This window comes from Actinomadura physcomitrii, from assembly GCF_008923205.2.
Lineage (GTDB): Bacteria > Actinomycetota > Actinomycetes > Streptosporangiales > Streptosporangiaceae > Spirillospora > Spirillospora physcomitrii.
The window spans coordinates 151003-165224 of sequence record NZ_WBMS02000009.1 but is presented as its reverse complement, the minus strand read 5'-3'; the positions used below and the strand labels follow the sequence as shown (position 1 = coordinate 165224).

Sequence of the window (14222 nt, the reverse complement as noted above, 5' to 3'; positions counted from 1 at the left end):
CCCCATGAACATGGACAAGCCGATCCGGTGGGTGGCCGTCTTCGGGATGTTGCTGTTCTTCGGGCTGATGGCGCAGGTGAACTACGTCCAGGGCAGCGAGGCGGAGAGCCTGCGCACCGACCCGCACAACGCGCGGCAGTACCAGGACGTGTTCAACTCGCCGCGCGGGCAGATCTCCGCGGGCGGCGAGGTGCTGGTCACGTCCACGCCGACGGGCAAGGACAACCCGAAGTACGGCCGGACGTACAAGGACGGGCCGATCTTCGCGCCCGTCACCGGGTACTTCAACGGGAACGCCACGCAGGTCGAGCGGGCCTACAACTCGCTGCTCGGCGGCAAGGACAAGCGGATCGCGAACCAGCACTGGTTCGACACGTTCATCGGCAAGAAGCCGGAGGGCGCGAACGTCGAGCTGACGATCAACCCGGAGGCGCAGCGGCGAGCGTACGAGCAGCTGAAGGCCAAGACGGCGCCGGGCCGGCGCGGCGGCGCCGTGGTGATCGACGCGAAGACGGGCGCGGTGCAGGTGGCGGCGTCGTGGCCGTCCTTCGACCCGAACGAGGTGGCGCCGCAGACCGGTGACAAGGGCGTCAAGCGGCTGGAGCAGCTGGACAAGGGCAGCGGCGTGATCCGGCCGCTGAACGACAACGCGCTGAGCCAGACGTTCCCGCCCGGGTCGACGTTCAAGACGGTGACGGCGACGGTCGCGATGAACAAGCTCGGGATGAACGACCAGACGACGCTGGACACCTCGCCGCTGAGCCTGCCGGAGTCGGGCACGAACCTGCCGAACGACAGCGACAGCGGGTCCTGCGGCGGCCAGGCGCCGATGAAGGGCGCGTACGCCGAGTCCTGCAACACCTCGTTCGCGCGGCTCGCGCTGCAGCTCGGCATCGAGCGCCTGAACCAGGGCGCAGCCGAGTACGGGTTCGGCAAGTCGGTGACGCTCGAGCCGCAGATGCCGGCCGCGGAGAGCGACGTGCCGGTGAACTACACCGACGCCGACGGCAAGCAGCAGCACACCGGCCGGGACGCGACGGCGCGGTCCGGTATCGGCCAGGAGAACGTGCGGGCGACGCCGCTGCAGATGGCGATGGTCGCGTCGGCGATCGTCAACCACGGCAAGCTGATGAACCCCTACGTCGTGAGCACAGTGCGGGCGAAGGACCAGAGCGAGCTGTACAGCGCCTCGCCGAAGGAGTACAGCCAGCCGCTGTCGAGCGACCAGGCGTCCCAGTTCGAGGACATGATGCGCGCGGTCGTGCAGGCGGGCACCGCGAAGAACCTGCAGGGCATGAACGTCGCCGGCAAGACCGGTACGGCGGAGCAGGGCCCCGGCATCCCGAACGCCCGCTGGTTCGTCGGGTTCGCCCCGGTCGACAACCCGCGCTACGGGTTCGCGGTGATGACCGAGGGCGACGGCTTCGGCGCGACCGGCGCCGGCCCGATCGCCGCGGCGATCATGCGCCAGGTGTTGAAGAAGTGAGCGCGGGCCTCGTCCTGAAGGACCGGTACCGGCTGCTGGAGCGGCTGGCCATCGGCGGGATGGGCGAGGTCTGGCGGGCCCGGGACGAGTCGCTGGGCCGTCCGGTGGCGGTGAAGCTGCTGCGGCTGGAGCTCGGCGGGGACGTGTCGGCGCGGGCCCGGTTCGAGTCGGAGGCGCGGTTCGCGGCGGGCCTGCAGCACACCGGGATCGCGCAGGCGTTCGACTACGGCGAGCAGAACGGCCGGACGTTCCTGGTGATGGAGCTGGTGCCGGGCGAGCCGCTCGACGAGATCCTCGCGCGGGACGGCGGGCTGCCGGTGGAGGCCGTGCTGGACCTGCTCGTCCAGGCGGGCCGGGCGCTGGCCGTGGCGCACGAGGCGGGGATCGTGCACCGCGACGTCAAGCCGGCGAACCTGATGGTGTCGCCGGACGGCACCCTGAAGATCACCGACTTCGGGATCGCCCGGCGGCTGGCGGCGGCGTCGCAGACCGCGACCGGGATGGTCATGGGGACGGCGCACTACATCTCGCCCGAGCAGGCCTCGGCGAGCGGGATCACCACGGCCGCCGACCTGTACTCGCTGGGCGTGGTGGCCTACGAGTGCCTGGCCGGGGAGCCGCCGTTCGACGGGCAGACGCCGGTGGAGGTGGCGCTCAAGCACGTCCGGGACGCACCGCCGGAGCTGCCGGCGCGGGTGCCGGAGCCGGCCCGGGCGCTGATCATGCAGATGCTGGCGAAGGACCCGGCGGACCGCCCGGCCGGGGCGGCCGCGGTCGCCGACCGGGCCCTCGCGATCCGCCGGTCGCTGAGCACGGGCCGCCGGGCGCGCGACGGCCGGGCCGGAGCGCGGCGCCCGGCGGTGGTGGATCCGGTGGCGGCGCCGCTGCGCACGGGGACCGGTCCGGAACGCCCCCCACGGACATCCGCTATATCGGGATTTGACGCAGACGGTGCGGAGGATAACCTCACCACCGGGACAGTGACCGGGCAACGGCGCACGGTACTGGCGTTCACCTCGGTCGCCGCCGTGCTGCTGGTGGTGGGAGCCATCGTCGCCGGCTCGCTGTGGAAGAGCGCGTCGGGTGCGGCCCGCGACCGGCGGGACGCGCCCCGGGCCCCCGTGACGAGCCCGGTCGGCGGTGACAGCGTCGACGTACCGGCCACCGATCCCGGCAGACCGACCGCGGAACGGACACCGGCCCCCACACCGGCTGTCACCCGGCCGCACCGGACGCATAGGATCCGTCCGTCAACGCCACGGAGCCGCCACGCGTCTCCTTCGCACAAGCCGACCACGAAACCGTCCCGGGCGACTCCCACCGCCCCTGAGCCAACACCGACACCGACGGTGAGCACCACGACTCCGTCAACTCCGAGCCCGGATCCCTCGCCCACGCAGAGCGGGGAGCTAAGTTCGGACCACAAGGTGTAGACGTACGAGGGAAAGTGCACATATGAGTCAACCTCGGCTGCTCGGCGGCCGCTACGAGCTCGACACGGTGATCGGGCGCGGCGGCATGGCCGAGGTCTACCGTGCCCGTGACCTGCGGCTGGATCGGGTGGTCGCGGTCAAGACACTGCGCTCCGACCTGGCGCGCGACCCCACGTTCCAGGCCCGGTTCCGGCGCGAGGCCCAGTCGGCCGCGTCGCTGAACCACCCCTCCGTCATCGCCGTGTACGACACCGGCGAGGACATGATCGGCGACACCCCGATCCCCTACATCGTGATGGAGTACGTCGACGGGAGCACGCTGCGCGACCTGCTGCGGGAGAACCGCGCGCTGCTCCCCGAGAAGGCACTGGAGATCACCGACGGGATCCTGCGCGCGCTGGACTACAGCCACCGCGGCGGGATCGTGCACCGCGACATCAAACCGGCGAACGTGATGCTCACCCGGCAGCACGAGGTCAAGGTCATGGACTTCGGCATCGCCCGGGCCATGGCCGACTCGGCCGCCACGATGACGCAGACCGCGCAGGTGATCGGCACCGCCCAGTACCTGTCGCCGGAGCAGGCGCAGGCCAAGCGCGTCGACGCCCGCAGCGACATCTACTCCACCGGCTGCGTGCTGTACGAGCTGCTCACCGGCCGCCCGCCGTTCACGGGCGACTCGCCGGTCGCGATCGCCTACCAGCACGTCCGGGAGGAGCCGGTCCCGCCGTCGCAGGTCGACGCGAACATCCCTCAGTGGGCGGACGCGATCGTCCTGAAGGCGATGGCGAAGGACCCCGACCACCGCTACCAGAACGCGACGGAGTTCCGGCAGGAGATCCAGCGCGTGCTGCAGGGCCAGCCGGTGGCCTCGACGGCGGCGTCCACCATGCTCATGGGCGGGCAGCCGCAGGGCACGCAGGTCATGGGCGGGTACCCGGGCGGCGCGCACACGCAGGTGCAGCGGCCGGCGGACGACTACCCGCTGCCGCCCGTCCACTACGACGAGGATTACGAGCAACGCGGCGGCGGCAAGAAGGCGGCGCTGTGGATCGCGCTCGCCGTGGTCTTCATCGGCGGCGCCGCGCTGATCGGCTGGATGATGAGCGGCGGCGGGGGCGGCGGCGACGACAAGGTCGCCGTCCCGACCTCGATCGTCGGCCAGGACGCGAAGACCGCGTCGGCGCAGCTCACCAAGCTCGGCTTCAAGGTCGGCACGCCGCAGACCGACTACAGCGACGACGTCGACAAGGGCTCGGTGATCACCTCGACGCCGAAGCCGGGGTCGAACCTGGACAAGGGCGCGTCGGTCGTCCTCCTCGTCTCCAAGGGCCCGAAGCCGGTGCCGAAGGTCGAGGTGCCGGACGTGACCAACAAGCCCTACTCGGTCGCCAAGAACCTGCTGGAGGAGAAGGGCTTCAAGGTCCGAAAGTCGGTGCAGACCAGCGACAGCGTCCCGCGGCTCAGCGTGATCAGCACCGACCCGACGGCCGGCTCGCAGGTGAAGCCGCATTCGACGGTGACCATCGTCGTCTCCAACGGCCCGAGCAACCTGAAGGTCCCGCCACTGTTCAACAGCAGCAAGCGGGCCGCCTGCGCCAAGCTGCAGAGCCTCGGCCTGGAGTGCAAGGTGCAGGAGGGCACGCCGCCGCCGGACAAGCAGGTGGCGACGGGCTTCGTCTACGACCAGTCGCCCGGCCAGGACGCGACGGTGGCGCCCGGCGACACGGTGACCATCTTCGTCGCGGCGCAGCCCTCGCCGACCCAGACCCCGACGAACACCCCGACCACCGGAGGCCCCCAGTGGCCCAACTTCGGCGGCCACTGACCAAGAACAACGACTGTTGAAGGGCCCGTCCCCCCAGGGGACGGGCCCTTCAACGGTCAAGGGGGCGAGCGAAGCGAGCCCACCCTCTGTGAGGGCCAGCACGCGCGCAGCAAGCTCAGCAAGCAGGGCGCACCCTCGCAGAGCGGCAGAAGATCGTCCGTAAGCCAAGGATGCTAGGACCGGCACGTTGCGATCGCGTGCGAAGCCAGATTCGAGCGAAGCAAGGATCTGATCGCGCAGCGAGCGCCCAGGGCGAGTCGGGAGCGATGCAGCGATCGCACGCATTGCCCGCCGAAGGAAGGCGCCCCAGCGCCTGACGCCAAGGGCAATGCAAAGCAAACGAGAGGGCTTCCGCCACTCGGGGGCAATGGCGGAAGCCCTCGATAGGTCTTCGTGTGGGGCGTCTCGGACGTTACGGGTTTCAACCGAATTTTTCTCACGATTCCGGCGCGATCCGCGCCGGGCAGCGAACGCGCAGGTCAGCCGGGTTTCGAGGGGCTCGTGGGGGTGGGGGTCCCGTCGACGACGCCGTGGTCGATCTGGACCTTGGGTTCGATCCAGGGGAACACGCCCCACCAGAGGACGGCGGCGACGGCGGCGACGATGGCGAGGGCGATGCCGGTCTTGGCGGGCCAGGTGCCGGGGAGGTGGCGCCAGATCCAGGCGTACATGGTCTCTCCTACCTTCCGGCGGCGGTGGTCGGGACGCCGGGCTTGACGCGGCGCACGGCGGACGCGAGCTCCCCAAAGATGATCATCCGCTTGGCGGCGGAGTACTTCGGGTGGCAGGTGGTGAGGGTGATCATCCGTCCGGTGGGCCTGCGGCCAGGGTGGAACGGGACGGGGGCGGTGACGTCGACCTCGGTGGGCTTGACGATCCTGCGGTCGGTGACCTTGTAGACGTACTGGTCGTCGCGGGTGTCGATGAGGATCTCGTCGCCGCGGTCGAGGTCGCCGAGCTTGTTGAAGGGAGCGGAGTAGGTCGTCCGGTGGCCGGAGACGACGAAGTTGCCGACCTGGCCGGGCAGGGCGGTGCCGGGGTAGTGGCCGGGCCCTTTACGCAGGTCGGGGACGCTGACGCCCTCGATGATCACATAGTGGTACTTCCTGCCGAACTTCGGGATGCGGATCATCGCGAGGCCGTTGCCGAGCCGCACCTTCTCGGTGGTGACCTTGGGCGCCTGCCAGGACTTCAGGAGCTGCTTGCCGAGTCTGTCCTGCTGGGCGCTGGTGTACTGGCCGGTGCCCCACAGCTCGTAGGTGACGAACAGCATCACGATGACGCCCGCGGTGATGCACAGCTCGCCGAGCCCACGGATCACCAACCGCACCGCGCGTCCCCTTTCCCGAGGCTCAGTGCGCGCCTCCCGGCGCCTCCGTCGGCACCGTAGCGTGCTTCATGGTCGTGTTGGTGTCCGAGGCGGGCAGGACGGCGCGGGCGAGGGTGCGCACGGAGTAGCCGAGGCCGTAGGCGCGGACGTACTTGCGGTAGACGGCGATGTCGGGGGACGCGGCGAGGGCGGCGCGGAGGCGGGCGGGGTCGCCGGCGGCGGTGATCCGGAAGGGCGGCGAGTACACGACGCCCTGGAGGATGAGGGTGTTGCCGACGCAGCGGACGGCGCTGGTGGCGATCACCCGCTGGTCCATGATCTGCATGGCGCGGGCGCCGCCGGCCCAGAGCGCGTTCACGACGGCCTGGACGTCGCTCTGGTGGACGACGAGGTCGTCGGGGCGGACGCCGGTGGGGAGGGCTCCGGACGGCTGCGGCGCGTCGTCCAGGGACACCCGGACGGCGGGGCCGGTGTAGGGGGTGAAGCCGGCGGCGGGGGCGAGCCGGTCGGCGTCGCCCTGGGCCTGCTCGACGCGGGCGTCGGTGCGTCCGGCGGCGCGGGAGAGGGCGTCGACGTCGCGGCGGAGCCGCTGGTAGCGGTCGCGTTCGCGGCGGTGGGCGCGCTGCTCGTCACCGATGAGGTCGGTGACGCGGGTGCGGCCCTCGTCGCGCAGGCTGGTGCCGCGGGCCGTGCTCGCGCTCGCCGCGAACAGGGTGCCCGCGAGGAGCGTGAGAGCTGGGATGATGCTTCCCCACGCCGAACGCCGTACCCTCATCATCCAGAACTGCTCATCAGACAGTGCTCACCAGCGACTACGCTAACCGACAAACCACCCATGCGCGGTCCGGCGCTCCGGCCGCCGGGCGCTCGAGGAGAACGATCCCACCGTGGCCAAGTCCAAAGTGCGCAAGAAGGCCGTCTACACGCCCCCGCAGAAGTCGAAGGCGCCGGAGGTCAGCCCGCGCTGGCTGGTCCCGACGATGGTCGCGCTGTGGCTGATCGGGCTGGCCTGGATCGCGGTCTTCTACGTGACGGCCAGCACCGGCACGGACGTGCCGTTCATGTCCGACCTGCACAACTGGAACCTGGGGATCGGCTTCGTGGCGATCATCCTGGGCGTGGTGCTGTCGACGCGCTGGCGCTGATCCGGTCGCAATACCCGCTTTCGCGGCGCACCAATCCACGAAAGTTATCCACAGGCTGGGGATCTCTGGCCCTGACTTTCCCCAGGTTTTCCACAGGCCGGGTACCGAACGGTCTTCGAGGGGCCGGAGCCGTCCACGGAAGAGCCGCCCGCACCCCCGAGGGGCACGGGCGGCTTCCGCGCGTCCGGGAACCGTCCCGCGGCCCTCAGGTCAGCGCGAGCGTCTTCGCCGTCACCAGGGCCGCCAGCGCCAGGAGTGTGAGCACCGGCATCCCGAGGTGGAACAGCCGCCGCTGCGCCGCCGGCGCGTACGCGTACGCCAGCGCGATCAGCGCGCCGACGACGAGCCCGCCGACGTGCCCCTCCCAGGAGATCCCCTTCACCGAGAAGGTGATCACCAGGTTGATCACCAGCAGGAACACGATCGGGCCGGCGGGCGCGCCCAGCCGGCGGCCGATCACGAAGTACGCCCCGAACAGGCCGAAGATGGCGCCGGACGCCCCCACCGCCGCGCCGCTCGGGTCGACCAGGTACAGCAGCACCGAGCCGCCGAGTCCCGACAGCAGGTACAGCGCCAGGTAGCGCCACCGGCCGAGCACCTGCTCGAGCGCCGGCCCCACCGCGTACAGCGCCCACATGTTGAACAGGATGTGGGTGAAGCCCAGCGACCCCCCGCGCTCGTGCAGGAACATCGTCGTGACCAGCCGGTACCACTGGCCCCCGGCGACCCCGATGACCTCCCCGTCCGGCTGCACCCAGCGGCCCAGCATCATGAAGTCGGTGACGACCCGCGTCGACGCCAGCTCGGCCAGGTACACCGCGATGCACAGGCCGATCAGCGAGTACGTGACGACCGGCACCGCCGACACCGGACCGCGCGCGCCCAGCACCGTTCGCGGGGCGGCACTGCGCGCGCCGCGGTTCCCGCCGGCGACGCACTCGACGCACTGGTGCCCGACCGCCGCGTCCCGCATGCAGTCGGGGCAGATGTAGCGGTCGCACCGCGTGCAGCGGACATGGCTCTCCCGCCCCGGGTGCCGGTAGCAGGTCGGCACCGAGGTCTCGGGCGCGGGGCTCTGTTCTGTGCTCATCCGGTCTCCGTCGGGCCGTCGCTGGGTGTCACCCGGCGCTGGGTCTCACCCAGTAAAACGACTAACGCCGCTCGATCGTCACCGACTGGATGACGACGTCCTCCTTGGGACGGTCCATCCTGCCGGTCGGGACGTTGCTGATCCTGTCGACGACGTCGGTGCCCTCGATCACCTTGCCGAAGATGGTGTGCCGGCCGGTCAGGTGCTGCACCTGGCCGATGTTGTCGGTGGTGATGAAGAACTGCGAGCCGTTCGTGCCGGGCCCGGCGTTCGCCATCGCCAGCAGGTACGGCTTGTTGAACTTCAGGTCCGGGTGGAACTCGTCCTTGAACTCGTAGCCGGGGCCGCCGGTGCCGGTGCCCAGCGGGTCCCCGCCCTGGATCATGAAGCCGGGGATGACGCGGTGGAAGATCGTCCCGTTGTACAGCGGCGTCTCGGACTTCGCCCCGGTGCTCGGGTCGGTCCAGACGCGCTTGCCCTCCGCCAGCTCGGTGAAGTTCGCCACCGTCTCCGGCGCCTGCTCCGGGTACAGCTGGATCACGATCTTGCCGAGCGACGTGGTGAGCGTCGCGAAGGTCTCGTTGGCCACGCTGGCCGCCTCCTCGTGGAGTGGATCTGTGTGCGTTCGCTCGGGTCCCGGCCAGGCCCGGATCCGTCACGGTGCGTGACCATCCGATCGCGCACGACGGGTTTACCTCCCGGCACTCGGGAAGGCTGCCTGACAGGACCTCGCAAACAGGGAGGTTAGCGTGTCCCTAATGATTAGTATCCGCCGGAAGCCGCAGGACGTGGTGCTCTCGCGGCTCGGCCGCGTTCAGGAAGCGGCCCGCCAGGGCGCCGGACGCGCCCAGGAGGGCGCCTCGGCCATGGCGGAGCGGATGATGCCGGCCGCCCAGGACCAGCTGATGGTCATGCGCGGCTGGAGCGCGCCGCGGCTGCGGATGGCGGCCCGGTACGTGGAGACCGGGCTCGCCCCGCGGGTGAGCGCGTTCCTCGGTGACGTCGCCCAGCGGGTGGAGCCGCCGAAGGACAGGCCGCGGCGCGGCGCCATGATGGCGATGATGGGCATGGTGGCGGCCGCCGGCATCGCCGGCATCGCGCTGACCAAGCGCGACGCCATGCGCGACATGGCCGGAAGTTCCGGGGAGCAGGGGGAGGCCGTGTCGGCCGACTCGATGACCGTCTCCGGTTCCGACGTCGACGGGCAGGTGCACTCGCCGCACTGACCGTCCGCGCCGTCCGCGCGAACGCGGGGCCCGTGCCGTCCGCCGGCCGGGCCCCGCGGCATGCGGCCGCACGTGATCCGGTCCTCGCGTTCCCCCGTTTACTACCAACCGGTACGGTGAACGCCATGTCGCCGAATCCGCGCTCCATGGCGCAGCGTCTGGCCGGCCGGGCCAGGGACCGGGCCCGCCGCGGGCTGCACACGGCGGTGCACGCCGGCTGGCGGTGGATCCAGCGGCACGGCGAGATCACCCCGCACACGCCCGGCCGGCGCCGCTTCGCCTACCTCGGCGAGGGCGCCTGCATCGGCTTCCCGGTCGGCGCGATCTACGGCGAGCCGTGGATCTCGATCGGCGACCACACGCTCGTCGGCACGCACGTGACGATCTCGGCGGGCTTCGTACCGGGCCTCGACCTCGGCCCGGACGTCATCGTGACGATCGGGTCGAGCTGCTCGCTGGGCCGCGGCACGCACATCGTCGGCCACCAGTCCATCGAGATCGGCAACGACGTCTTCACGGGCCCTAACGTCTACATCACCGACCAGAACCACACCTACGGCGACGTCGCGGTGCCGATCGGCCGGCAGTGGCCGGAGAACAACCCGGTGGTCATCGGCGACGGCTGCTGGATCGGCACCGGCGCGATCATCCTGCCGGGCACCCGGCTCGGCCGGAACGTCGCCGTCGCGGGCGGCGCGGTCGTCCGCGGCGAGTTCCCCGACCACGCGGTCATCGGCGGCGTCCCCGCCAAGGTGCTGCGCAGCTACGACACCGAGAACGGCTGGCAGCCGCCGCTGCGCAACAGCCCGCTGATGTCGCTGGACGAGCTCGCCGCCCTCTCCGTCGACGGCCTGGAAGGCCTCCAGCTCCTCCAGGACAAGCTCCGCGAGGAAGCCGGCTAGAAGAACGGAGAAGCCCCGTCCTGGGTGGACGGGGCTTCTGCGTGTTCGCGTTAGTTGTAGCGGGCGGCGCGGCGGTCTCCGCCGTCGCGGCGCTTGCCGCCGCCGTAGGCGCGGCGGTTGCCGTGCGGGCCGCTCCCGGAACGGGGGCCGCCGCCGCGGCGCTCGCCGCCGGAGTAGGAGCCGCGGTGCTCGCCGTAGCCGCCGCCGTCGCGGCGCGGCTCGTAGGAGCCCTCGCCGCGGCTGTCGGAGCGCTGCCCGCCGTCCTGCCGGTCGAACGAGCGCCCGCCGCGTCCGCCGCCGAAGCCGCGTCCGCCGCGGCGTCCGCCCGGACGGCCGCCGCGGCCGCCCTCGCGGCGCGGCCGCTCCGGGATCAGCGGCTCCTCGATCGGGATGCCCGACGGGACCCGCGCCCCGGTCAGCTTCACCAGCTCGGCGTCGCCGCTGCTCACCCGGACGCGCGGCGCGTTGATGCCGGCGCGGCGGGTCATCGCGGACGTGGACCGGACCTGGTGCGGCAGCACGAGCGTGACGACGGTGCCGCGCTCCCCGGCGCGGGCGGTGCGGCCCGCGCGGTGCATGTAGTCCTTGTGGTCGGCGGGCGGGTCGACGTGCATGACGAGCGACACGTCGTCGACGTGGATGCCGCGCGCGGCGACGTCGGTGGCGACGAGCACGCTGATCGAGCCCTCGCGGAACTCGGCGAGCGTGCGGGTGCGCAGGCCCTGGCTCTTGCCGCCGTGCAGGCCCGCCGCGCGGACGCCGACCTGGGTGAGCTGCTTGGCGAGCCGGTCGACGCCGTGCTTGGTGCGGGCGAACAGGATCGTCCGGCCCTCGCGGTTGGCGATCTCGGCGGTGATGGCGCCCTTCTCCTTGGGCGCCACCAGCAGCAGGTGGTGCTCCATCGTGTCGACGGACTCGTCGACCGGGCCGATCGCGTGCGTCACCGGGTCGTGCAGGTACCGCTTGACGAGGACGTCGACGTCCTTGTCGAGGGTCGCGGAGAACAGCAGCCGCTGCCCGCCGGGCTTGGCGGCGTCCAGGATGTCGGTGACGTCGGGCAGGAAGCCCATGTCGGCCATGTGGTCGGCCTCGTCCAGCACCGCGATCTCGATGTCGGACAGGTCGCAGGCGCCCTGCCGCATCAGGTCCTTGAGGCGGCCCGGGGTCGCGACGAGGACCTCGACGCCGCGGCGCAGCGCGTCGATCTGCTTGAACATCGACGTCTGGCCGATGACGGTCTTGAACTTCAGCCCGAGGCCGCGGCCGAGCGGCTCGAGGTTGGTCTGCACCTGCTGGGCGAGCTCGCGGGTCGGCACGAGGATGAGCGCGAGCGGGCGCTTCGGCGCGGCGCGGCGGCCCGACAGGCGGGCGAGCAGCGGCAGGCCGAAGGCGAGGGTCTTGCCGGAGCCGGTCTTGCCCCGGCCGAGCACGTCGCGTCCCGCCATGACGTCGGGGATCGCGGCGGCCTGGATCGGGAACGGGGCCTCGATGCCCTGGCGGGCCAGGGCGGACACCAGCGCGGCCGGGAGGCCGAGCTCGGCGAAGGTGGGAACCCGCTCGTCGTCCGCGGTCGCGCCGTCGGGCGCGGCCGGCAGGTCGGCGGACGGGTTCTGAGCAGCAGCAGCTGTGGTCACGCATTACCTTCCGAGAGGGGGGCACGTCTCGGGAGGCACCACGGTGTGACCGCCGATGCGGGCGGTCGGTGGGCTACAAGGACGAGCCTGGCGCCATCGGGGCGCCGAAGAATGATTCGTAGAGTCTAACGTCGGCCGGGAGCGTCCTTATGCCCCGTCCCGGCCGGAAGATTCGCACCGCCGGGCTCAGCATGCGCAGGAGGCGCCCGTGACGGGCGCCGTGAGGGGGTCGGTGGACCGGCGGGCGGCGGCGCCGGAGCCGATCGCGACGGGGTGCCCCGGCGGAGCGGGCGGCGCCGTCAGTGGCGGACGACCGGGGCCTGGCGGTCGATCTCGCGCCCGATGACGAGGACCATCTCGTCGAACGCCCCGGCGCCGTACCGGGCGTGGAGGGCGGGGTAGACGTTCTTCCGCGCCGCCTCCTTGAGCATCCAGCTCAGCTCGGTGTACGGCACGGGCCGTCCGGCGGCCAGCTCGTCGTGCGCCTGCCGGGTGACCCGCAGCAGCTCCGGATGCGCGGCCGATTCGGACAGGATCATGCGCGTGGCGTCCCTCAGCTCCATGCGCGCGAGTCTAGGCGCGGCCGGCCGGGCCGCGGGCCCGTCGCCCGTCCGGGCGCGTGTGAGCGATGTTACGACCCTTCGTAGTACTACAGGCCGTAGTATTACCGACAGGACGTAGTACTACAGCTTGTAGTAGATGAGCCGGAGAGGCACGCCGCCCATGGACACGGTCGACATCGCACGGTGGCAGTTCGGGATCACCACCGTCTACCACTTCCTGTTCGTCCCGCTCACGATCGGACTGTCCGCGCTGGTCGCGGGCCTGGAGACGGCGTGGCTGCGCACCCGCCGGACGCGGTACCTGCGCGCCGCCAAGTTCTGGGGGAAGCTCTTCCTGATCAACTTCGCGATGGGCATCGTCACCGGCATCGTGCAGGAGTTCCAGTTCGGCATGAACTGGAGCGACTACTCCCGCTTCGTCGGCGACGTCTTCGGCGCCCCGCTCGCCATCGAGGGCCTGCTCGCGTTCTTCGTCGAGTCGACCTTCCTCGGCCTGTGGATCTTCGGCTGGGACAGGCTCAACGCCAAGCTGCACAACGCCTGCATCTGGCTCGTCCACATCGGCACCCTGCTGTCGGCCTACTTCATCCTCGCCGCGAACTCGTGGATGCAGCACCCCGTCGGCTACCGCATCGACCACGCGACCGGACGCGCCCGCCTCACCGACTTCTGGGCCGTCCTCACCAACTCCACCCAGCTCGTCTCGTTCCCGCACACCATCACCGCGGCGTTCGTCACCGGCGGGCTGTTCATGGCGGGCGTCAGCGCCTGGCACCTCGCCCGCCGCAAGAACGTCGAGGTCTTCCGGCCCTCGCTGAAGGTCGCGCTCGCCGTCACCGCCGTCGCGTCGATCGGCGTCGCCCTCACCGGGGACGTCCAGGGCAAGGTCATGACCGAGCAGCAGCCGATGAAGATGGCCGCCGCCGAGGCGCTCTACGAGACCGAGCAGCCCGCGTCGTTCTCCGTCTTCACCGTCGGCACGCCGGACGGCCACAAGGAGGTCTTCGGGATCAAGGTCCCGCGCGTGCTGTCCTTCCTCGCCACCGGCAGCTTCGACGGCGAGGTCAAGGGCATCAACGACGTCCAGGCCGCCGAGCAGGCCCGCTACGGGCCCGGCAACTACCGGCCGGTCGTCCCCGTCGCCTACTGGAACTTCCGGGTCATGGTCGGGGTCGGGATGCTCACCGCGCTCGTCTCGCTCGCCGGGCTGTGGCTGCTGCGGCGCGGGCGGCTGCCGTCCGGCCCATGGGTGTACCGGATCGGCGTGCTGTCGCTGACCCTGCCGTTCATCGGCAACTCCGCCGGCTGGATCTTCACCGAGACCGGACGGCAGCCCTGGTCGGTGTTCGGCGTGCTCAAGACGTCCGCGAGCGTCTCGCCCGGGGTGTCGCCGACGTCGATGCTCATCTCGGTCGTCTCGCTGACCGCGCTGTACGGCGTCCTCCTCATCATCGAGGTCGGGCTGATGCTCAAGTACGCCAAGGCCGGGCCGCCCACCGAGGACGAGGTGCTGCCCCCGCCGCCGTCCGGCGACGACTCCGACGACGCCGAGCGCGCGCTCGCGTTCGCCTACTGAGGGAGGCCG

14 protein-coding genes are annotated in these 14222 nt (G+C 71.2%); 7 read left to right on the top strand and 7 right to left on the bottom strand.

Translation table 11 applies throughout. From position 1 onward, the window contains the following. Window positions 1-4: 4 nt before the first annotated feature. Genes F8568_RS13910 through pknB form a run of 3 tightly spaced genes read left to right on the top strand, consistent with a single transcriptional unit; the run spans window position 5 to window position 4747 of the window. Window positions 5-1486 (top strand): peptidoglycan D,D-transpeptidase FtsI family protein, encoded by a 1482-nt coding sequence (locus F8568_RS13910; RefSeq protein ID WP_151593944.1) that lies wholly within the window; start codon window positions 5-7, stop codon window positions 1484-1486. Beyond that, the gene (locus F8568_RS13905) at window positions 1483-2919 is read left to right on the top strand and encodes a serine/threonine-protein kinase (RefSeq protein ID WP_151593943.1); all 1437 of its coding nucleotides are present in this window, start codon (window positions 1483-1485) and stop codon (window positions 2917-2919) included. The genes F8568_RS13910 and F8568_RS13905 overlap by 4 nt, the downstream gene beginning before the upstream one ends. 22 nt (window positions 2920-2941) lie before the next feature. Continuing rightward, window positions 2942-4747 (top strand): Stk1 family PASTA domain-containing Ser/Thr kinase, encoded by a 1806-nt coding sequence (gene pknB, locus F8568_RS13900; RefSeq protein WP_151593942.1) that lies wholly within the window; start codon window positions 2942-2944, stop codon window positions 4745-4747. Window positions 4748-5226: 479 nt separating this feature from the next. On the opposite strand, the gene F8568_RS13895 is transcribed toward pknB, so the two are convergent. Genes F8568_RS13895 through F8568_RS13885 form a run of 3 tightly spaced genes read right to left on the bottom strand, consistent with a single transcriptional unit; the run spans window position 5227 to window position 6855 of the window. Next, window positions 5227-5418, bottom strand: coding sequence for a hypothetical protein (locus F8568_RS13895; protein ID WP_151593941.1), 192 nt, complete (start codon window positions 5416-5418; stop codon window positions 5227-5229). 8 nt (window positions 5419-5426) lie between these two features. Beyond that, window positions 5427-6077: a class E sortase gene (locus F8568_RS13890; protein ID WP_328600867.1), complete on the bottom strand. Its 651-nt coding sequence runs from the start codon at window positions 6075-6077 to the stop codon at window positions 5427-5429. Window positions 6078-6099: 22 nt separating this feature from the next. After that, window positions 6100-6855, bottom strand: coding sequence for a DUF881 domain-containing protein (locus tag F8568_RS13885; RefSeq protein ID WP_151593940.1), 756 nt, complete (start codon window positions 6853-6855; stop codon window positions 6100-6102). Between the two features lie 109 nt (window positions 6856-6964). Between F8568_RS13885 and F8568_RS13880 the strand changes: the two genes are divergently transcribed. Next, on the top strand, window positions 6965-7222 hold the full coding sequence (locus tag F8568_RS13880) for a cell division protein CrgA (protein ID WP_151593939.1): 258 nt from the start codon (window positions 6965-6967) through the stop codon (window positions 7220-7222). Window positions 7223-7427: 205 nt separating this feature from the next. On the opposite strand, the gene F8568_RS13875 is transcribed toward F8568_RS13880, so the two are convergent. Then, entirely contained in the window at window positions 7428-8312 is an 885-nt protein-coding gene (locus F8568_RS13875; protein ID WP_151593938.1) for a rhomboid family intramembrane serine protease, read from the bottom strand. Between the two features lie 61 nt (window positions 8313-8373). After that, window positions 8374-8901, bottom strand: a complete 528-nt coding sequence (locus F8568_RS13870; RefSeq protein WP_151593937.1) for a peptidylprolyl isomerase — start codon at window positions 8899-8901, stop codon at window positions 8374-8376. A gap of 169 nt (window positions 8902-9070) precedes the next feature. On the opposite strand from F8568_RS13870, the gene F8568_RS13865 reads away from it, so the two are divergent. Together F8568_RS13865 and F8568_RS13860 are read left to right on the top strand one after the other, a co-directional pair. Then, complete coding sequence (locus F8568_RS13865) at window positions 9071-9538, top strand: hypothetical protein (RefSeq protein ID WP_151593936.1); 468 nt, start codon at window positions 9071-9073, stop codon at window positions 9536-9538. 125 nt (window positions 9539-9663) lie between these two features. After that, window positions 9664-10440: an acyltransferase gene (locus tag F8568_RS13860; RefSeq protein ID WP_151593935.1), complete on the top strand. Its 777-nt coding sequence runs from the start codon at window positions 9664-9666 to the stop codon at window positions 10438-10440. 50 nt (window positions 10441-10490) lie between these two features. On the opposite strand, the gene F8568_RS13855 is transcribed toward F8568_RS13860, so the two are convergent. Both F8568_RS13855 and F8568_RS13850 read right to left on the bottom strand, forming a co-directional pair. After that, window positions 10491-12035 (bottom strand): DEAD/DEAH box helicase, encoded by a 1545-nt coding sequence (locus tag F8568_RS13855; RefSeq protein WP_151594052.1) that lies wholly within the window; start codon window positions 12033-12035, stop codon window positions 10491-10493. Window positions 12036-12373: 338 nt separating this feature from the next. Next, the gene (locus F8568_RS13850) at window positions 12374-12637 is read right to left on the bottom strand and encodes a hypothetical protein (protein ID WP_151593934.1); all 264 of its coding nucleotides are present in this window, start codon (window positions 12635-12637) and stop codon (window positions 12374-12376) included. Window positions 12638-12797: 160 nt separating this feature from the next. On the opposite strand from F8568_RS13850, the gene F8568_RS13845 reads away from it, so the two are divergent. Next, window positions 12798-14213: a cytochrome ubiquinol oxidase subunit I gene (locus F8568_RS13845; protein WP_151594051.1), complete on the top strand. Its 1416-nt coding sequence runs from the start codon at window positions 12798-12800 to the stop codon at window positions 14211-14213. Window positions 14214-14222: the final 9 nt, after the last annotated feature.